Genomic DNA, 21,472 nt, shown 5'->3' on the forward strand with positions numbered 1-21,472 from the left:
CTTATTCATCCTTGACGATGAACACTGCAATAGAAGGATTGTTAGGGCGGTTGCAGAAATGTGTCTCCATTACGGTATAGCGGGAAGGATCAAGGGTTGGCAGATAGGCCAGCAGAGCGTCCCTCTCTTCAAAGCCGCTTTGGCCGCCATAATAAATCCCAATGCTCATCAGGCCGCCTACCCGCAGAATCTCAAGCCCGGCCTCAATGGCAGCGATGCTGGTATCCGGCTTGGTAAACAGGCTGTGATCTCCGCCGGGGAGCCAGCCAAGATTAAAGCCGATGGCATCGGCAGTGCCGGGCTGAGCATAAAGAGCCATGTTGCTGTGGCTATCCAGAACCAGCTTGGCCCGATCGGTATAGCCTTCTTTTTCCAGCAGTTTAGCGGTGCTATCCAATGCCTCCTGCTGAATATCAAAGGTCAGAACCCTGCCTGTTTCGCCCACCAGCGAGCAGTAAAAGGCAGTGTCCCTTCCTCTGCCTGCAGTGGCGTCAATGCAGAAATTGCCTTCCTTAACATGTGCTGTCAGAACCTGATGTGACAGCACCAATGAATTTAAATCTCCGGGCATAATTTTCTCCTTTTAAGGCGACTTGTAATTTTATTATTTAGTATAGCACAAAATCCCATTCTTTGCAGTGGGCCATAGGCCTGTTTTTACGCAAAAAAGCCGCGGAGCCCTTCAATTTTGCTGTTTTTAAATCAGAATAAACAACAATCCTGCACCAGATTAAATCCAGTGCAGGATTGCTGCTTATGGAGGGGAAGCATGATACGGGAAATTTGCGGCACAAATGGAATATATGCAATTTTGCCAGGCGTTTGGTTCCCTTCTAAGGAGGAAGAAGGAACACTTGCCATATTTCCCCCAGCCCAAGGGCCGGAAGACACAAAATTAGCAACAATAGGTTAGCGGTGTCTTAGGGCGTGTTTGAAAATCCAATTCAGTGTCAGATTGACTATCTTTTGCGCCTTTCAGCGTTGTTGTCAGTCGGAATGCGTCAGCATTCCTTCCTCCTCCGCCTTGAAATGCATCAAAATCTGGTCAACCAGACCTCCAAAGCAATTTATCAAACACACCCTAATCAACAACCGTTAAAACAGGATGGAGTTTACAACGCTCTCCAGATATTCCTGCTTGCCTGAACCGGGGAGGGCTGGGGCTTTGAGTTGGGCGGCATATTCTGCCAGTTCCTTCAAGTTTGTTTCGCCGCTGCGGATTTTTGCCCCGATTCCACTCTGATAGCTTGCATAGCGCTCTTTTATAAAGCTGTCGATACGGCCGTCTTCAATCAGCGAAGCGGCTTTAAGAAGGCCAAGAGCGAAGGTATCCATACCAAGAATAAAGCCCAAGAACATATCTTCTTGAGTATAGCTGGGGCGGCGGTTTTTGGCATCGAAATTGAGCCCACCGTTTTTCAGCCCGCCTGCCTTCAGCACCTCATACATACACATGGTGGTGTCATACACGTTGTACGGGAATTCATCTGTATCCCATCCCAGAAGCAAATCGCCAGTATTGGCGTCTACACTGCCCAGCATGCCGTTCATGGCCGCAATGCGCAGATCGTGCTGGAAGGTGTGGCCTGCCAGCGTGGCATGGTTGGCCTCAATATTCAGTTTAAAGTCTTTGTCCAGACCATACTGGCGCAGGAAGCCGATTGCAGTGGCGGCATCAAAATCATACTGATGCTTCATGGGCTCCTTGGGCTTGGGCTCAATCCAGAATTCGCCCTCAAAACCGATGCTGCGGCCATAGTCTACCGCCATTTTCATTAACTGGGCAATGTTTTCCTGCTCAAATTTAATGTCGGTGTTGAGCAGTGTTTCATAGCCTTCCCGTCCGCCCCAGAAAACATATCCGGTACCACCCAGCTTAACGGTCAGGTCAAGAGCCTTCTTTACCTGTGCGGCAGCAAAAGCGAAAACATCTGCCGAGTTGGAACTGCCCGCACCATTCATAAAGCGAGGATTGCTGAACATATTCGCGGTGCCCCATAGGCATTTTATACCGGTCTCTTTCATTTTCTCCAGAATATGATCGGTAATTTCATCGAGGCGGCGGTTGGTTTCATTGATATCACTGGCTTCGGGGATAATATCCACATCGTGGAAGCAGAAATATTCAATCCCCAGCTTCTGCATAAACTCAAATCCAGCGTCCACCTTAGCGTGTGCATGTTCCATACTGCCCGAGGTGGAACCAAAGCTCTTATCGGCTGTTCCAACTCCGAACATATCCGCACCGGTAGCTGAAAGATTGTGCCACCATGCCATGGCGAATTTCAGGTGATCCTTCATGGGTTTACCGGCTATTATTCTATTTGCATCATAATATTTAAAAGATAGAGGGCTGTCACCAGTGATCCCTTCGTAGGGGATTTTGCCAATTCCTTCAAAAATTTCGGCCATTATGAATTCTCCTTATCTATACTTTGTTAAAATTGCTGTGCAGAGATTGGTGCCCATAGAGACAATTGCAGTGTTACGCCAAACGAGAAAGCTTTTTGAGCCTATAGTTACAACTCAATTGGCATTTAGTTTAAAGCGGATAGAAGAGAAAATTGCTTTTTAAGGGATGCATAAACCTCTTGATACAAGCGGAAATAGGGTTCGTAAGCGGCACTGTGCTCTGGGATGGGATTCTGCGGTGGATTGGTGCGTATGACGGTTCGGCAGGCTTCCTGAACACTGGGATAAAGAGATGCACCCACACCCGCAAGAATGGCGGCTCCAAGAGCAGGGCCTTCTTTGCTGTCTATGGTGACAACAGGGCAGCTATACAGATCAGCCATCATTTGCCGCCACAGAGGGCTGTTGCCGCCCCCGCCTGTTGCGAGCATTTCGCATAAGGGGACACCCATTTCTCTGAGCACATCGAGGCATTCCCGCTGGGAATACATAACGCCTTCCATTACGGCACGCAGCATATCCTGCCTTGTGTGTATACCTGAAAGCCCAAAAAACACACCACGGGCATCGGGGTTAAGCAGAGGGCTCCGCTCACCCATCAGGTAAGGCAAAAAGATAAGGCGGTTTGAGCCAATGGGAATTCGTTCAGCTTCCTGATCCATCAAATAGTAGGGATCCTTGCCCAGACCAGCGGCTGTCTGCATTTCAGCGGTACAAAAGTTATTGCGGAACCATTGCAGGCTCCCTCCCGCCGAAAGAGTGCAGCTCATTACAGTCCATGCGCCGGGCACTGCGCTGCAAAAGGTATGTACACGCCCGGCCGGGTCGATGCAAACAGAATCAGAGTGGGCGAAGATAACACCGGAGGTGCCAATAGTGGTAAAGGCCTTGCCTTGCTCCACCACCCCGGTTCCGATAGCGGCGGCGGCATTGTCTCCGGCACCGCCCACCACCGGTATACCTGGAGCCAGACCGGTAAGATCGGCTGCTTCCCGGGTGATTGCTCCGGTAATCTCACATGATTCGTATACTTTTGGGAGAAGATCGGGATCGATTTCCAGCTTTTCCAGTATTTCGCTGCTCCAGCAGCGATTGGGAACATCCAGTAGATTCATGCCGGAGGCATCGCTGACTTCTGTGGCAAACACACCGCAGAGCTTGTAACGCAGATAATCCTTGGGTAACAGAATGTGGCGGCATTTGGCATAGAGTTCAGGCTTGTGACGCCGCATCCACAGAATTTTTCCAGCGGTAAAGCCGGTCAGTGCAGGGTTGGCAGAAATCTCAATCAAACGTTGAGCGCCCACTCGGTTTGTAATTTCCTCACATTCCTGAGCGGTGCGGCCATCGCACCAGATAATGCTGTTGTGAAGCACTTCACCGGCCTCATCCAGCATAACCAGCCCGTGCATCTGCCCGGAAAGACCGATTCCGGCAACCTTTTCTTTTGAGATGCCTGCATCCTTCATGACCTGACAAAGGGTGCTTACACAAGCATTCCACCAATCATGGGGATCTTGCTCCGCCCAGCCATTTTGAGGCTGGTAGAGGGGGTATTCCACCGTGGCGGATGCGATGCTTTTTCCGGATAAATCAAAGAGAACCGTTTTGGTGCCTGAGGTGCCAAGATCAATTCCGATTAGGTAGTTCAAAAGGGGTGACCTCCTTAGGCTTGTTTGCGTTTTTTACTCATTACATCAAAGATGACTGCGGCCAAAAGTACGAGGCCTTTTACTGTTCTCTGCCAGTTGGCGTCAATACCCAGAATGGACATACCGTTGTTCAGAACACCCATGAAAACCGCACCAATTACAGAACCACCTACTGTTCCGACACCGCCGAAAGCGGAGGCTCCGCCAATATAGCAGGAGGCAATGGCATCCATTTCATAGTTGGTTCCGGCGCTGGGAGCGGCGGAATTAAAGCGGGCCACGCACACAAGGGCGGCAATGGCTGCCAAAAAGCCCATGTTGGTGTAAGCAAAGAAAAGGGTGCGGTTGGTATCAACACCGGATAGGCGAGCTGCCTTTTCGTTGCCGCCCATAGCATAAAGATAACGGCCGGGAACTGTGTTGGAGGTATAGTAGTTGTAAGCCAAAACCACCACGGCCAACAGAACCAAAATGATAGGAATACCCTTATCACGGCCTAACAGCCAAGAAACATATATGGTAACGGCACAGATCAGCAGCAGCTTGACTGCTAGTAAGGCCAAAGGCTCGACAGTGTAGCCCTTTTTCACTTTATTGCGTCGGGCATACAGCTGGGTAACAACCAAAATTGCACATACCACTGCGCCGATGGCTAAAGAAAAGTTGAGCGCTCCGCCAAAGGCTAAGTAGCTGTTGAAATAACGGGTATAGTCTGCGGGGAAGGGCGAAATGGTCAAGCCATTGAGCAAAATCAGTGCAAGCCCGCGGAAAGTGAGCATGCCTGCTAACGTAACAATGAAAGGTGGGATGCGCATATAAGCGATCCAGAAAGCCTGCCATGCACCTAAAAGTGTTCCGGCCAACAGGCAAATAGCAATAGAAAGATAAATATTAGCCTTCATATTGACAATCAAGGTTCCTGCAATAGCTCCTACCAGAGCAACAATACTGCCTACGGAAAGATCAATGTTGCCTCCGGTGAGAATACACATCAACATACCGGTCGCTAAAATAACCACATAGCTATTTTGGCTTATAAGGTTTGTGATATTGGAAGGGGCGAACAAAGAACCCTTGTTTTGCCAGATGATTAACATCTGAAACAATATCATAATAAAGACCAACGCCAGCAACATGGTATATTTTTTCAGTGATATTTTGGTTTTGTACATTCGCTTTACGCTCCTTTGCTGGATTGCAGGATCTTGGCCATAATAATCTCCTGACTGGCTTGTTCCCGTGTGAGTTCTGCAACTATACGGCCTTCGTTCATTACATAGATTCTGTCGCACATGCCCAGAACTTCTGGCATTTCGCTGGAGATCATTAATACCGATTTATTCTGTGCCACCAGATCGTTTATGATATTGTAAATTTCATATTTAGCGCCCACATCAATGCCTCGGGTGGGTTCATCTAGAATCAGAATATCCGGTTCGGCAAACATCCACTTGGAAAGCAGCACCTTTTGCTGGTTTCCACCGGAAAGATTGCCTACCAGCTGCTCACAGCTGGGGGTTTTTATCCGTAGTTTTTTTCGATATTCCTCGGCTACCTGCACTTCGCGATCCTTATCGATGCGGCCGCTGGGGCTGATACTTTCCAGATTAGCCAAGGTTGTGTTAAGCCGAATGTCTTTGGATAAGATTAGACCCTCATTTTTGCGATCTTCTGAAACATAAGCGATCTTGTTATGAATAGCATCTTTAACAGTTTTTAATGTGACTGGTTTGCCGTGAATCTTTAATTCTCCGGAAATATCGGTGCCATAACTGCGGCCAAAAATACTCATAGCCAGCTCGGTACGCCCTGCACCCATCAAGCCCGAAATACCCACCACTTCTCCTGCGCGCAACTGGATGTTTACCTGATCACACACCTTACGCCCTGCGTAAAGAGGATGATAAACGGTCCAATCTTTTACCTCCATAACTACATTCCCAACATTATATGGGCGCTTAGGAAAGCGATCGTTGATTTCGCGGCCGACCATTCCTTTAATAATACGCGGCTCGCTGATATCATCATCTTTGGAAAGAGTTTCAATTGTCGCACCATCTCGGATTACGGTAATGTGATCCGCTACTTTTGCAACTTCTCCCAGCTTATGAGAGATTAGGATCGAAGTTATCCCATCTTTTTTTAGCTGCAGCAGAAGATCCAGAAGCTTGGCAGAATCATCCTCATTAAGAGAAGCTGTCGGCTCATCTAAAATGAGCAGATGTACATTTTTGGCCAGAGCCTTTGCAATTTCCACCAGCTGCTGTTTGCCGATGCTGATATCCTTGATCAATGTATGCGAAGATTCGCGCAGACCCACCACACGGAGCAATTCATCTGCTTTGTTATTGGTTTCTCCCCAATCAATATGTAAAGAAGAGCCACGTTCGTTTCCCAGAAACATATTTTCAGCAATGGACATATAAGGAACCAGTGCCAACTCCTGATGAATAATTACGATTCCTTTTTTTTCACTGTCTCGAATGGTGGAAAAACAGCATTCATCACCATCATAGATGATTTGGCCTTCATAGCTCCCATAGGGATAAATGCCGCTCAGAACATTCATTAGGGTGGATTTTCCAGCTCCGTTTTCTCCCACCAGAGCATGGATTTCACCTTCCTCCACGCTGAGATTAACATTGTCGAGTGCCTTCACACCGGGAAACAGTTTGGTAATATTTTTCATTTCCAACAATATTTTGCGCATAGGTTTCCTCCCAGGTCGTTAGGTCGGAACCGCCGCGATCTCTTGGGAGACGGCAAAGCGGCAGCGAGCTCCGTTGTGCATTTTTTAGAAAGCAGGCGGACGGAAACCGCCCGCCTGCTTATTCAGTCTCTTTCTGTTAAGCGAGATCAGCATCGGTGTAGTAACCGGAGGAGATAAGGAGTTCCTTGTAGTTATCAATGGTGCAGGCAACGGGATCGCAGAGGAAGGAGGGGATGATGCCTGTGCCGTTGTCGTAGGTTTGAGTGTCGTTGATTTCAGGAGCGGAACCCTTAAGAATGGCATCAACCATCTTAACAACCTGAGAGGCCAGAGTACGGGTATCTTTGAAAACAGACATGCTGTGAGTGCCAGCGAGAATGTTCTTGACAGCAGGCTTGTCGCAGTCCTGACCGGTGATAACGGGGAAGTTTTCAGCAGTGAAGCCAGCGGCTACCAAAGCATTGGTGATACCATTGGCAACAGAGTCATTGCTGGAAAGAACAGCGTGGAGAGGAGTACCGTTGGGGCTGTAACCCTGAGAAGAAACAAGGTTTTCCATGCGCTTCTGGCTTTCTTCTGTGCTCCAACCAGGGGTAGCGCATTGCTCTTTAGCAGTCTGTCCGCTCTTAACGACCAGCTTGCCGCTGTCGATGTAGGGCTTCAGAACTTCCATGGCGCCGCCAAAGAAGAAGTTGATGTTGTTGTCATCAGGAGAGCCGGTAAAGAGCTCGATGTTAAAAGGACCAGCGGCATTTTTAAGATCAAGAGCTTCTTCAATGTATGTACCCTGAAGCTTGCCAACCTTCCAGTTATCAAAGCTGGCGTAGTAGGAGATGGCATCGCTGTTCATGATCAGGCGATCATAAGCGATAACAGGGATGTTGGCGTTTTTAGCACTGTCGAGAACAGTGGTGAGAGCGCTGCCGTCGATAGCGGCAATAACGAGAACACCGCAGCCGCCGGAGATCATGTTTTCGATCTGGGCAACCTGTGTGGGGATGTCGTTGTCGCCGGCATACTGCAGATCAACTTCGTAACCAGCGGCTTCAAGAAGCTGTTTCATGTTGCTGCCATCTTGATTCCAGCGCTGAAGACTTTGAGTGGGCATGGAAACACCGACCTTGGTGTTGGAGTTGGGTGTGGATTCAGGAGCCGGAGCAGTAGAAGATGCCGGTGTGCTTGCCGGATCGGTAGAGGAAGAGGGAGCAGGACTGCCGCCGCAGGCGGCCATACTTAACGCCATGGTCAGTGCCAATAACAGTGATAGTGCTTTTTTCATGTTCTAAACCTCCATTGTTTGTGTGTGAAATATACTTACTCGGTGATCTCACCGAAGGGGGCTGATAAAAGAAGAATATTCCAGTGATTGGAAATCAATGCAAATTGGAAAAAAATTTCGTTTCGTGCTCGTGCACGTTTGTGTGATTTAAGAATAAAGGATTTTTATTGCAAAGTCAATCTCAAAAAGCTGTTTGATAGAATTTCTAACAATATATATAAACTGAAATATCTATAATTGTGCATTAATCACTAGGGATTTTTTTAGATTTATATCGTGCTCGAGCCACTTTGGTATTTACAAAATTGTGTTTTTGTCGTACAATTAAAACAATAGCATTTTACTGCAGAAAGTGGTGAAGGCCAATGGCGACTATTAAGGAGATTGCGTATCTAGCAGGCGTATCACGCGGCACAGTGGACCGCGTTCTCAATAACCGTGGGGCTGTAAATCCGCAAACGGCACAAAAAGTAAAAGAAATTGCAAAAGCCATTAACTATATCCCAAACCGTGCGGGGAGAACTCTGGCGGTAAAAAAGAAACAGCTCAAGTTTGGTTTTATTTTATTTGGCAGCACCTCCAGCAATCCGTTCTTCTTGGATATGGTGTGTGGGATCGAGGATCGGAGCGAATCACTCAAAGAATATGGCGTAACCGTTTCTGTTCGTTATGCGGTGATTGATAATCCGGATTATCAGGTGCAGCTGATCGATGAGCTGCTGTTGGAGGGAATAGATGGGCTGGCCATTACGCCGATCAACCATCCCGCCGTGTTTAGGCGTCTGAAAAAGCTGACAAGGTCAGGCTTCCCTGTGGTAACTGCTAATAGTGATATCCCTGATTGTGGGAGAATTGCCTATGTAGGGAGCAATTATTATAAAAGCGGAACCACTGCTGCTGGGTTGATGAATCTGGTATGCAGAGAAGGCGCCAAAGTGGGAATTGTCATTGGATCGCCATGGGTCTTGTGTCATTCTGAGCGTGTGGCTGGGTTTACGGATCATATTAAAAGATATTATCCGCACATTCAGGTTGTGGATACGGTAATTAACAATGATGATGATTTGGATAGTCTTTCAGTCACTCGAAAATTGCTGAAGGCTTATCCGGAGATTGATTCGCTTTATTTGGCGGCGGCTGGTGTTCAGGGTGCCTGCCGGGCTGTAAAAGATATGAATTTGCTGGGAAAGCTGAATATTATCAGCTACGATACCACTGCACCAACACGGCAGTTGGTGGAAGAAGGCGCGATCATAGCCACCATTGCCCAGAGTCCTTTTACCCAGGGCTCCAAGCCCTTAGATATTCTGATGGATTATGTGGGCATGGGGATTAGGCCGGAAAAGGAATTCTATTACACAAGGCTGGAGATCAAGATTAAAGAAAATATTTGATTGACTACTATAAAAATTCAAGTTGTTCTATAATGAGATTGACTAGAAAAGTTACATATTGTTTGTTTAAAATGAAAAACATCCTCCCGTACAATTTTGTACGGGAGGATGTTTTTTGTGTAAATAGTGCGTGATCAGCCGGGAAGGGAAATAATTCGAATCCCGGCTGATCACCACTATTCCTCATTTATTCAAGTGGAAATATGGATATGATATGGATATATAGGAATTAGATATAGAATATGGAAAGGGGTTAAGCGGTTACACGAATCGTGAACTGCATGCTGACACCATTGTGAGCCTTGGCTTCGATGATGGCAAAACCGGTCTTGCTGGTGGCTTTGACAATACCGTTTTGATCCACAGTGGCGATGGCGGGATTCAGAGAAACCCAAGTAACATCCTTGATGGTGGCATTCTCAGGATCGATAACGGCGGTAAGCTTAACAGTCTTGTTTCGCTTAACCGTTTCGTCACCCTCAATGCGGATGGCCTCTACTTCAATGATCTCGCCGGGGTCGATTTCTTTCAGCTGAGCAATTGCATTACGCAAAGCAGCAAGAGCAGAGTCAACGGCACCCTGATCGGCTTGATCATCCGAAAGAACATCCTTGGCCGTGTTCAGAGCGGTTCTCAGAACGGCCCAGGTCTCGGGGGTGTAGTCGGCCTGATTCAAGGCTTCTGCCTCTTCTGCCACAGTTTCCAGCTCTGTCTTATCAACAGGGGCGGAATCGGCAGTCAACTCCACAGTAATGGTGGCCTGAGCGCCTACTGTAAAGGAAGAAGTCTTGGTCTGGTAGCCCTGCGCACTTACAGTGTAGCTGTATTCACCGGGAGCCAGATCATAAATCAAAGCGTTTGCAGCGGTGGGAGCCACAACGTCGCCTGCGCTGTTTCTTACCTCAACGGCTGCATTTGCAGGTGTTACCGCAAAGGTAATGGCGTATTTATCGGCGGGAGCTTGACTTAGATCAACGGTGATGGTCTTGTTGCCATCAGCAGTAAAGGTGGCAGACTTAGTCTGGAAGCCTTCAGCGCTGACAGAATAGTTGTACTGACCGGGAGCCAAGTCGTAGACAAGGGCGTTGCCGGAAGTAGGAGCAACCACGGAACCTTCACTGTTGGTTACCACAACCGCTGCGTTTGCAGGAGTGACTGCAAAGGTAATGGTAGAGTTGACAGGCTGGTCATCCTTCTCCATGTGAATGTATTCAAAGGTGGTATTGAATACGGAGCTGGTATCCTGATTGGTTGTGCTGAAGAGCTGAAGCTTGGCGCCATCCATACGGGTGCCGGCATCAAAGGAATTGGCACGGGAGAAGTTCACGCCATCGGAAGAATAGTAGCCGATGATGTTGGAACCTTCCTTCTGGAGGCGGAGCCAGGCGGTGGTAAAGTTAAAGCCAGTGAAATTGTTGGCAGATTGGAAGCCGCTGTTATACTGCCAGGATGGATTGCCGCCGCTAATCTGAACCAGCTTGATCCAGTTGCTGCTGCCGGTGCCGGTGTTGTTGAGGGCGATACCGTAGTTGGGGTATCCGTTGCCCGGCAGAGTGCGGTCGTTGGTAACCTTGACAGTGACAGTCCAGTCGCCATTGAGAGAGCCGTTGTACTGCAGCATGTTGAGCATGCTGGTGGAAGGGAAGTCGTTGCCGCTGGAAAGGTTACTTGCGGGAATGGTAATTCCGGTATCTGCAAAAATAGCCTTGTCGTTGGCGTTGAGAATTTCCCAATCAGCAGGCAGGCTGTTGAACCGGGTGGCACTCTCTGGTACGAAGGTGATCAGGTAAGTGTCGGTGGTGGAACCAGAGGTGAAGCTCACCTTGGCGGATTCCCACAGTTTGCTTGCCTGTGTAATGTTAATGGTTATAGATTTGTCTGCTGCACTGGCGGATATTCTGGGAATGTTGCCTTCTTCAGCAGTCTGTGTGTAGGATTTTGTGCCATAGCGGAATCCGGACAGAGGATTTCCGTCAACCTTGATTGAATAGAGCAGATCAAAATCCTTTTCAAGCTCAAAGGAGGTGCTGATAGCTGGGGTATGCTTGTAGGCAATGGAGATGTGCACCAACTGGGAGCGTTCGAGCTTTACCACTTCTGGATAGGAGAAGGTAACAGTCTTAGCTGTGCGATCCACCTGCATGTTGCTCAGAGAAAGGATACTGCCTTCAAAAGCATCCAAAGCAATGGTGGAGCTGAAATCAGCCAGAGTTAATTCTTCATCGGGCATCATGTTAAACTGAACCGTCAAAATTCCATTTTTGGCCATGACGCTTAGAATCTGAGGCTCATTATAAATGAAGCGGATGATATAATCCATGGTGGTGTCCCCATTGGTTACAGTAACCTTGGCTTCACCAGGAATCTCAGAAACGTTTGTAATGCTGACAATCTCACTGCCTTCCATAGCGGCGGCAGTAATGCTGAGAGCGTTGGGCAAAGTTCCAACGGGAACTGTATAAGTGTAGTTGCGCAGACCAGGCTCGAAATTATCAACGGACTGGCCATTGATCTTCAGTTCGCTGAGCTGCGGGCCATCGCCGGGAACAACCAGAACAACAAAATCACAGGTTTCTGTGGAACCGGTAGCGGAATCGGTAACAGTTGCGGTAATGGTGGCAACACCGCTGGTTTTGGTTTGGATAACACCATCGGTAACCGAAACAACAGAAGGGCGGTTGCTGGTGTAGCTGATGTTAAAGCGTTCAGGAATGCTGCTGCTCTGGCCTTTCATGACATAACCATACATGGTATCGTCACTCATGGTGATGGTCAGCTGAGGATTAACTGTTTTACCCAGATCAAAACGGACACGGTTAGGAATGTCTTTGGCTTTATCGCCGCTCTGAACAGCTTTGGCGGTAACAACAGAAATCTCAGGAGTAAGCTGGCCGGTAACGGTAAAGTCTTTATTCAGAACGATGTTTTTGTGATCTTTACCAACTTGGAGATTGTAAGCGCCGTTGTAAACTTCAAAGCGGCTGCTGTCTTCATCAAAGAAGGCAAGGTCTTTTACTTTGACATCCATGTTAACGGTGACGGTTTGACCGGCCGGAACCTGGACCTTATCAAAACCAACCAGACGTTTGATAGGATGCAACAGTTCGGCAGGAGAGCCGGGGGTGGCCATATAAAGCTGAACCACTTCGGCACCATCCACATTGGTGGTGTTGGTTACATCAACAGAAACATTCAGAGTGCCGTTGGCATCGATACTGCTTCCGCTCAAACCACCAACTTGCAGGTTGGAGTAATCAAAATTGCTGTAGCTCAAGCCGTAGCCAAAGGGATAGCGTACGGCACCGCCGCGGGCTTCGTCATAATACATATATGTACGGCCGTTGCCAACGCCAAAGGAATAAGTATCTTTGCCGCCGGAATTAAACTGGGAATGCTCGGGATAAGGCCAGCTGTCTTCTCCGGGGCTGAGGCGGTAGCTGTAGGTGGAAAGCATCTGATCGTTGCTGTCGAACCAGATGGAGGAAGTACGTCCGCTGAAGTTGACTTCACCCAGCAGAACATCTGCCAGTGCGTCACCTTTCAGCATGCCGTTGTAGCTGCTCCATACCAGAGCGGGAACTTTATCAGCAAAAGAACCGATATAGTTTGTGCTGATGGTTTCCATTACAACAACAGTGCTGGGGTTCTTTTCGACTACTTTAAGGATATTTTGGCTCTGAGCACCAGGCAGGTTAAGGCTGCCACGGTCTTTATCTTCGTTGCCGTCGGATGCATTGGTACCTGCATAGAAGATAACCAGATCGGCATCGGCCAAGCTGTTGAGCTGCTCTTCGCTGATGGCAGTGCTGTTGGCAGAAAAACCGATCAGGTTTACGCTTGCATTAGGGTTAGCTTTAAGAATAGCGGAGCGTAAGCCGTTGTAAGGGTTGACCAGTTTTGCCTGACCGGCGCTGCCCATGTTGGCGGAATAGCCGCCCAAGAACATGTTGGTGGTGTTAACGTAGCTGTTGGCTCCCACAATCACCACTTTAAAGTCGCCGCTTGCGGGCACTTGGATGGGAAGCAGGGCTTTAGCAGAATCACCATTGGCAACCTTATCGTTCTTGAGAAGGACAAGGGCCTCGTGAGAAGCTTCCAGAGAAAGGCTTGCTCGCTCATCGGTCATGGTATCGGCACCGTTGGAGGCTACGCTGGAAAGATTGTATTTCCAGTCGGGGCCATACTTGTTTTCGATGGTTTCGCGGGCTTGGTTATACCAGCTTACAACGCCGGCATCTACATCGAATTCGCCCAACGCCATACGAGCGCTCAGCAGGCGAAGCAAAGATACGTCTACAGAGTTCTCATCAAACACGCCGGAGGGGGTGGTGATTCCCTGAGCAGCGGCTCCCGGAACCAGCAGAGAGTATTTGAAACCAGAGACAGCGTGCCCATTGTTGCACTCAAGATCACCGCCGGCATTAATAGCCCAAGCGACAGTCTCGTTGTTGTTCAGCTTTGCACCGGTATCGGGATGGCGCCAGCCATGACCATTACTGGTGGGGTTCAACGGGTCTTGATCGTATCCATTTCCGCGGGAAGAAACGGCTACGCTGTTGCAGTCTGCTGTGACATACCCATCAAAGCCAAAGGTCTGGCGAAGCAGTGTATCCAGCACATAGTTATTCAGGTTGGCGGGAACTTCGTTCACTCGGTTATAAGCTGCCATAACCGAAGAAACATCGGATTGTTCCACGATCAGCCGATATACGTAAGAATAATACTCACGCAATTCTTTGTCTGTCATATTAGAGGAACCCTTCAGGCGGTTGCCCTCTGAGTTATTGCCCAGGTAATGCTTGATGGTGCTGATCGTTTTCAGATAGCCGTTTTCATCCAGACGGTTACCTTGCATATCTTTTCCTTCCATACCGTTGACAAACTGAGAAGCCATCATAGCGGTGTGGTAGGCATCCTCACCGAAAGCCTCATCTGCACGGCCCCAGCGAGGGTCACGCAGCAGGTTGACAGTGGGGGAATAGAAGGTAAGCTCATAACGGTTATCACGGGTCACTTCACGGGCCTCGTCACCGATTTCGGTGGCAACCCGGTACATCAGCTCCGGATTCCAGGTGGAACCCATAGCAAGGCTTATGGGATAGGAAGTGGTATTATAAATCGTGGTGGCGTTGGAATCACGCTGTGCCTGCAAACGGGAAACACCATGCAGGGCTTCATTCCACCAGCCGTACCAATTCATATTAAGCTCCGGAATCGCTGAAGAATAGCCGCTGATCATCTGAGATGCTTTTTGGTTCAATGTCATGCGGGATAGAAGATCGGCAGCACGCTCTTCAAACGAATACGAACGATCAAGATAAATAGGGGATTCTTCTGCCGCGGCAATTACCGAGGGTGTGGCGGGAACCAATACATCGTCTGCATAAACAGCCGGGCTCATGGTTCCGACACAGATGCTGAGACTTAGAACGAAAGAAACTGCACGAAGCAATCGGACTTTTCCCTTCATTTAGATAGACCTCCTCTTTTTTAAACGGTTCTGGTACTTTTAAAAACCAATTGACTATGCTTTGATAATACCTGTCCTAAACAGCTGTACGAGCTTTAAAGAGCGGCCTGCACTGGCTGTATATATACCCCCCTTTCCGGGACAAGAGTGGCGCTTTCAATAAAATAAAGTGTAAACTATGCGGCGGGCGAGCCGCTCACAATATCATAGTTCCAGTCCTTGATGCCTCCCAAGTTATATACAGTCTCATATCCCATGGATAAAGCTTCTTCCAAGGCGGTTTGAGCACGGACACCGGCGGCGCAGTAAAAGATGATTTCCTGGCTCTTATCGGGCACCAGAGAAGGCAATTTCTGGGAAATCTCGGCTACCGGAATGTGCAGACTTCCCGGTATATAGCCTTCTGCCCGCTCTTCTGCCGAGCGTACATCCACCAGAACAGCACCGTTTTCATAATCATTGAGTGCCTGCTCGGAACCGATAGAGAATTGACGCACAGAGTTTTCATCCAATATTTTGAACTCGAAGTTTTTTCCCACCAATAGAACTTGGCTGTCTCCCATGGCGATACTGTTCCACTCGGAGCCGTCCGCTTCAGACATTTGGTGGCATACCGTGCATTCCGTGATGGTCAGCAGGCGGCCTCGATCACATACAATAAGCAACTGATCGCCCAAAAGGCCCACAGCGCGCATTTCCAGAGGCAGCTGTTCAGAGAACTCCTCGCCATTCACACTGGTAAGCGCTTTAAAAAACCAAACGTCGGCCGCATCCGTGAACATAATAAAAGGCTCCCCGGGATTATCCTCCATTTGGCCATAAATAAAGAGGCTGTCACCCAGACTGGAAAGGCCGGTGAAACTGCGGCGGTCATAATAGCCGTTATATGCCTCGTTGAAATTGATCGCTTTCCAGTTCTCGCCATCGGCAGAGGTGAACAGATCGGTTTTGCCGGTTATTGCCATCAGGCCATAAGAGTTGGAGGCAATGGCAATAATATCGTTATCGGTTTCCAGCGTTTTGCTCTGCCAGTTCTGCCCGTCCTGCGAGATCCACAGGCGGCCCTTTTCGGCGGCTGCATAATACCGGCCATTGAATTCCGTTACTTGAAAAATGGTCCCGCTTTCATCTATATTTGCCTGTTGAAATGTTTTAAGATCTCGGCTGTAAAGTAAAGTGCCCTTTTCTCCGCAGATCAGGGTAAGCCCATTCTGGGAATGGATATCCAGCAGAGAGGCTTGGGTAGGCAGCGGAAGGGTTTTGCTCTTGCCATTTTGATCAATTTGATCCAAGCGGCCAGCTGTTCCGGCAGCCAGAAAATAATTTCCCAGATAGACGGACGAAGTATACCCGGCAGGCTTACCGGTTGAAAGTGTCTGTGCCTGCAAAGGCTGAAGATCAGGTGCAGTGGCAGCTTTAACTGTGCAGGATGGTAATAAAAAGAGAGCAAGTGTGACTGCTGCTAAATGCAGTATATTTTGCCTCGTTATTTTCATTTTTTCATCTCCAGAGTTGTTAAGCATAGGTGAAAAAGACTTTTAAGGTATTTTAGATTAGCTCTGCAAGAGCAATGATTTTCATAGAAACGCATTATTCCTGTTTAGAGGGAATCTGTGCACTTTTGATCAGATGCAAAAGCAGCTGAACCAAGGCAACCACAGACAATACAATTATGATGATAGGAATTACACCCACCCTGCTAATGAGGAGAGAGAGATAACCCAATAAAGGAATGGCCACAAAAAGCTTGCCTTTTATATGATTGTAGTTAACTGGGGAGGGGTCCGGCGTGTTGTTGGCATCGCCCTGTGTGATGATGCTGTCTGCTGTGACTTCCAGCGCTCGATGCGTGACAACTTCATTGCCGCCCGAAGCATAGAAGGTGATGATATCTCCTACAGCTATATTTTCTTTTTCTACTGGACGAACCACAATTAGAGATCCAACAGGTAAAGCCGGTTCCATGCTGCCTGTAAGCACTGTGAACTGTTCCCAGCCCAACAGCTGTGGGATGAGTAGTAAAGCTACCAAAAAGAAAGTTACCGATTGAAATACAATCGAAAAAATTTGTAAAAATTTTTTCATAGAGGCGTGGATCCCCTTTCGGATTCGAAATCACATTGTGAGTTGCTTCAATTATCAGAAAATATCAATGCAGATGATGAAAGACGAGAATAGAGAAAACTAGTACCAAGGTTGCCGGCGGGTTGCATAAGTTCCCGGCGGCAACCTTGGATTTTCTTAAATTATGCGGTTACGCGAATGGTTACTTCATGGGTTATTCCATTGTTGGCAGTTGCACGGATAATGGCAAAGCCAGCTTTTATTGCAGTAACTGTGCCATCTTCATCAACAGTAGCAACACCGGGATTCAGAGAAGTCCAAACGACATCCTGAACAGTGGCATCTTTGGGAAGAATGGCTGCGGTCAACTTCTCGCTCTTGTTGCGCTTGATCGTGGCAGGTGCATTGATAGCAATGCTTTCTACTTCAATGGTTTCGCCGCCACCATTTTTAACAAGTGCATCAATAGCGGACTGCAGGGATATGACAGCTGCATCTACCTCGGACTGCGTGGCTTCTGCACGATCGGCAACAGCCTGAGCACTTTCGCGTGCAATCTGCAGGGCGGCCCAGCTATCGGCGGTATAGTCTGCCTCATTCAAAGCAGCAAGCCCTTGCAGTTTGCTGTTAAGAATGCTCTTGTCAGCGGGCTCGGTTGGGGTGGCTTTTTCCAGAGCTGCTGTAGCAGCAAGCAGGGTAGTGGTTGCATTCTTAACAGCGGTAACAGCTGCCATATCGTAGATCCGAACCTCTACCAGATTCGCTGCTGCGGTTTTGGAGCTTTCGTAGGCTGCCCAGCTTTCAGTAGTGTAGAGGGATTTCTGATCGTCGGCAGGGCCGGCAGCAATGGCTTGCTTCATCTTGTCACGGCTGGGAGCGCCAAGCACAGCGAAGAAAGACATTTTTTCTGCATTTCCGCTCAGGCCGCTCCACATGTGTGCGCCCTTGTTGCTGTTAAAGGTAGAACCATCGTTGGTGCCGTCCCACTGCATAACAGTGAAGTGATCTTTGTATTCAATCAAAAGATCCATCAGATCTGCGGCATAATCTGCCTGTTCCTTCTGGATATCCTCACGCATGGCTATGGTATGAGCAGAGGTGGAGTTCCAGCCGTTCTGATTCAGACGGCCCCAGCCACTCTTACGAATAGTGGTAGCGTTGTTGACATCATAGGTATTGGTTTCAGCAGTATCACCATTGGGGACAGAGGGAAGTGAAGGATCGTAGTCAGGGTTCAGCATAAAGTCGCTGCGGATATCAGCCTCAGTAAAGGAGATCTCGTTGGCAACGGTCAAACCCATATCCAGCTGCTTACGAAGTTGCTCGATGGAGGGGAACACAGAAGAGAGACGTCCCTGCATACCGTAACCATCAATGTTGCCAGCTTCGTAAATAGGTTTCAGCATTTTAACGGTCTGGCTGAGTTTGGGTTCATAAGGTTTGTTGCTGTCATGGAAATCGTTGTAATAAAGGGTCCAGTCTGCATCGTAATATTCAGACCATTTTCTGGCGGATTCAAATGCCTTGCGGATGTATTCGGATTCTGCAAACAATCTGGCATCCGGATCGTTATCCAGATCACGGCGGCGGAAGATTCCGCCCCATTGGCCGGACTGAGAGTCGTCCATATTACGGACCTGACCCGAATAGTCATCCAGACCTTCGTTTACAACGTCCCAAGAATAGATGACGTCGTTGTATGAGGAATAACGCTCCATCATCAATTTGATGTAGTTATCCAAACGGGCAAGCATAGTCTCGCGGCTGGCCCAATCGGGATTACTGGAGTTATAAACGAACCCGTTGCAGAAAAAGTAGTTGGGCTGCTGGCCGCCGTGCCAAACAAGCACATGGGCACGAATCATTCTTTTTTCATTTTCGGGTACGGTTTGGTTGTAAGCGCGGATCGCATCCAGGGTATTCATAACGCCGGGTCTGTCAAGCAGCACAACTTTTTCGTTGGCTTCTTTCAGTGCGGCTGCCTTCTGCTCTGCAGAGAGAGAAGTGTCAGAATTAATTCTCTCAATAGCTGAAACATAAGTGTTGCGGGAAGGCTGTGTTCCCCAGTTGCCGCCGATCTGGCTATCCAGCTTCAGTTCGTTGGCGGGGCTGCTTCCTTTGTAATGGTAGAGGCGCTGATCGGTTCCTGTAGGCTGCTGGGCTGTATTGCCGTTTTTCCAGCCGCCAAAGGTGCCGAACATGAAATAATCCTCATATTCCTGCCACAAAGAAGGCAATGTAAGATCGACTGCAGAAGCAGTCATAGGGATACAGGAGACAGTCAGAATAAGTGCCATAATGAATGTTAAAACTCTCTTTTTCAACGATGCTCCTCCTTTAGTTATAGTCCAGTGGATGCGCCAAGATGGTTGGGTTTTCTATAGTCGCCTGTTATTCACCCCCTGGTTGAACCGTTTTTTTAATATTAAGGAAAGATTCCCTTGACGCCAAAACAGTGCTAATAAGGCAATAAGCCCTGACAACGCTACCCATGCAGGGGAAATCATATGGCCCCTGAGCCCTGTGTTGGGAATAGAAGTCGGAACTTTATTGTCCAGTATTTCTATGGTGCCCAAGGGAACCGGCTGATCCAGAATTGTAATTGTTGATAGAGTTGAACCCTTATCGGAGTCTCTGTCTGAATCATCTCTGTCGCCGCCGGAGCCTGTAAATACGGTGCAATAAAAACCCCAATCGAGGGAGGCCAATACATTTTGTTGCTCATTTCCAATGTTAGTGGGTAATGTAACGGTTATTTCCAGAACAGACTGCTGCCAAGAACGCAGTGTTCCAAGCGGGATATACTCATGAATTGAACCAGAGTCTTTTCGACCGGAGGCAGGGCCTTCATAGAGCAGCTTGCCGGTTTCAACAACGGAACCGTTGGAGTTGACTTCGTGAAGGGTAATCTTCATTTGAAGTGCTTCCAACAATGCGAGAGAGCGGTTAGCATCGGCCGAATCGGTAAAATGCGAGGGGGTAGCTTTGAGGTAAAAAAGCAATTGGGATGTGCTTCGGTTTTGCAAAATGACGCTGCGGGTTTCTGAGCTGCCGGGGAGCATTCCCTCCAGTGAAAAAAGCTGGCGGTCTGCCTGCAATTGCTGAAGGCTGCCCTGATAGGTAACACTGGCCCAGACCTGCAGCGGCGAGCACACCAAAACAATCGCCAATGCAAGGCCAAACAACCTTTTCAAAATATTCCCCCTTTTTTAGAAAGCTGCATTTCAAGCTGTATAAATTGAGACTTTTCCCTTTGGGAGAAGCAGATGTCTGCCCCTTTACAAATGCAGTTTGGTGCTATAGCCCTGTCCAATAGGGCCAGCTTTGAAATTGTGCCGGGAAGTTTTCAGCCTGTACCGCCTGAGGGGTAACAGTGAGAAGGATGCTGTCGGGTGCAGTTTCCTGTGTCCATTGAGTGGGTATAGTGAGCGTGTAGGGGCGCCCTTTATAGTTGGAAAAGGTGTCGAAAAGGCGAATGTCTGCTCCCGGAGCGATCGGCTGCGAATAGTAGTACATCCCATCCTCTCCCAATATCCAGCCGGTGCCCCAATGTGCCTGCAATTCTTTTAGGCTGAGAGAATCTGTTTCGTTTGAAGTTTGAATTTCCACCGAAACACGCAGATAAACAGGGGTTTGTTTTGTGTTTTTAATCGAAGCATTCTGGTAGTAGCGAACACCCGGCTCTAAGTTTTTGATGTCCGAAAACTGCTCGGAAAAAGCAATCTCCACACCGCTGGTGGTAATGGTTCCACGGCTGTCTGCTTTGAGCACGGGGGCGGACACAGACCCTCCTGTAACGGATAATGCCAGTATGAGAGATACGAAAATAATAGAGGGCAAAAAGGGCAGACGGGGTTTCAGGACAATTCCTCCTCTCTGAGAAACAGTGAGAATATGGTATTTACGGTACCATGGTCGGGTCCCAACCGTAGGGCACAGCATCCTGCACAGCAGATTTGCTGGCCTGCAGTGCTTCGGCTACCCAAGTGACTTGCAGGGTTTCTCCTGAATTGGGTGAATATCCTTTTAGCTCATAATCGGCCGTCATAGATTCACCCGGCTTAATCAGCAAATAGCGATTATCGGCCGATAGCGGCAGGAGAAAAATTTTGTTCTGAGAAAATCCGCCGGATTCATGGCTCAGCAGGGTGAATTTATAATCCTGCTGAGCTTCGTTCCGCAATAAGTCAAAATGTTCAAATTCAAGAGAGGATACATCGCGCATCAGCGGCTCTCCGCCATCTCCAAGATATTGGAAGGTGTATCCCAACCGAACAAATACCGCCAGTGTACCGGTGTTTTCCAGCACAAAGCCTCCGGTATTGCCCAGCAGCTCTGGCTCATACTTGAGCTCTATATCAATGCTGCCTGTCTTTGTAATATTTGATGTGGCAGCCTCAATGAAAAACCAAGAGAGGGAACTGTTTGAAAGCGACACAGCCAACAGCGATATTATGAGGAGGTAGGCAACATATGTTTTCTTCATGCTAG

Annotated in this window: 14 protein-coding genes; 1 reads left to right on the forward strand and 13 read right to left on the reverse strand. The window is 48.4% G+C overall.

The features are described 5' to 3' along the window. Window position 1 precedes the first annotated feature (1 nt). The 6 genes from U6B65_00845 to chvE all read right to left on the reverse strand — a co-directional run bounded on the left by U6B65_00845 (window position 2) and on the right by chvE (window position 8,053). Window positions 2–571: a class I SAM-dependent methyltransferase gene (locus U6B65_00845; GenBank protein WRS27705.1), complete on the reverse strand. Its 570-nt coding sequence runs from the start codon at window positions 569–571 to the stop codon at window positions 2–4. Window positions 572–1,095: 524 nt separating this feature from the next. After that, window positions 1,096–2,412 (reverse strand): xylose isomerase, encoded by a 1,317-nt coding sequence (gene xylA / locus U6B65_00850; GenBank protein WRS27706.1) that lies wholly within the window; start codon window positions 2,410–2,412, stop codon window positions 1,096–1,098. A gap of 125 nt (window positions 2,413–2,537) precedes the next feature. Continuing rightward, the gene (xylB, locus tag U6B65_00855) at window positions 2,538–4,064 is read right to left on the reverse strand and encodes a xylulokinase (GenBank protein ID WRS27707.1); all 1,527 of its coding nucleotides are present in this window, start codon (window positions 4,062–4,064) and stop codon (window positions 2,538–2,540) included. 14 nt (window positions 4,065–4,078) lie between these two features. Beyond that, window positions 4,079–5,236, reverse strand: a complete 1,158-nt coding sequence (gene mmsB / locus U6B65_00860) for a multiple monosaccharide ABC transporter permease (GenBank protein ID WRS27708.1) — start codon at window positions 5,234–5,236, stop codon at window positions 4,079–4,081. A 5-nt stretch (window positions 5,237–5,241) separates the two neighbouring features. Continuing rightward, on the reverse strand, window positions 5,242–6,774 hold the full coding sequence (mmsA, locus tag U6B65_00865) for a multiple monosaccharide ABC transporter ATP-binding protein (protein ID WRS27709.1): 1,533 nt from the start codon (window positions 6,772–6,774) through the stop codon (window positions 5,242–5,244). A 136-nt stretch (window positions 6,775–6,910) separates the two neighbouring features. Then, window positions 6,911–8,053 (reverse strand): multiple monosaccharide ABC transporter substrate-binding protein, encoded by a 1,143-nt coding sequence (gene chvE, locus U6B65_00870; GenBank protein WRS27710.1) that lies wholly within the window; start codon window positions 8,051–8,053, stop codon window positions 6,911–6,913. A 365-nt stretch (window positions 8,054–8,418) separates the two neighbouring features. Between chvE and U6B65_00875 the strand changes: the two genes are divergently transcribed. Beyond that, window positions 8,419–9,447 (forward strand): LacI family DNA-binding transcriptional regulator, encoded by a 1,029-nt coding sequence (locus U6B65_00875; GenBank protein WRS27711.1) that lies wholly within the window; start codon window positions 8,419–8,421, stop codon window positions 9,445–9,447. 253 nt (window positions 9,448–9,700) lie between these two features. Here U6B65_00875 and U6B65_00880 read toward each other — a convergent pair whose 3' ends face one another. The 7 genes from U6B65_00880 to U6B65_00910 all read right to left on the reverse strand — a co-directional run bounded on the left by U6B65_00880 (window position 9,701) and on the right by U6B65_00910 (window position 21,467). Further along, window positions 9,701–14,917, reverse strand: a complete 5,217-nt coding sequence (locus tag U6B65_00880; GenBank protein WRS27712.1) for a glycoside hydrolase family 3 N-terminal domain-containing protein — start codon at window positions 14,915–14,917, stop codon at window positions 9,701–9,703. A gap of 176 nt (window positions 14,918–15,093) precedes the next feature. Then, the gene (locus U6B65_00885) at window positions 15,094–16,413 is read right to left on the reverse strand and encodes a rhodanese-like domain-containing protein (GenBank protein WRS27713.1); all 1,320 of its coding nucleotides are present in this window, start codon (window positions 16,411–16,413) and stop codon (window positions 15,094–15,096) included. A gap of 94 nt (window positions 16,414–16,507) precedes the next feature. After that, window positions 16,508–17,002: a signal peptidase I gene (locus U6B65_00890; protein WRS27714.1), complete on the reverse strand. Its 495-nt coding sequence runs from the start codon at window positions 17,000–17,002 to the stop codon at window positions 16,508–16,510. Window positions 17,003–17,163: 161 nt separating this feature from the next. Continuing rightward, a complete protein-coding gene (locus U6B65_00895; GenBank protein ID WRS27715.1) occupies window positions 17,164–19,305 on the reverse strand; it encodes an endo-1,4-beta-xylanase in 2,142 nt (713 codons plus the stop codon). 54 nt (window positions 19,306–19,359) lie between these two features. Beyond that, window positions 19,360–20,175 (reverse strand): hypothetical protein, encoded by an 816-nt coding sequence (locus tag U6B65_00900; protein ID WRS27716.1) that lies wholly within the window; start codon window positions 20,173–20,175, stop codon window positions 19,360–19,362. Window positions 20,176–20,278: 103 nt separating this feature from the next. Next, complete coding sequence (locus tag U6B65_00905) at window positions 20,279–20,764, reverse strand: hypothetical protein (protein ID WRS27717.1); 486 nt, start codon at window positions 20,762–20,764, stop codon at window positions 20,279–20,281. A 118-nt stretch (window positions 20,765–20,882) separates the two neighbouring features. Further along, window positions 20,883–21,467, reverse strand: coding sequence for a hypothetical protein (locus U6B65_00910; protein WRS27718.1), 585 nt, complete (start codon window positions 21,465–21,467; stop codon window positions 20,883–20,885). Window positions 21,468–21,472: the final 5 nt, after the last annotated feature.

It is taken from the genome of Oscillospiraceae bacterium MB08-C2-2 (assembly GCA_035621215.1).
GTDB lineage: Bacteria > Bacillota > Clostridia > Oscillospirales > Ruminococcaceae > WRAV01.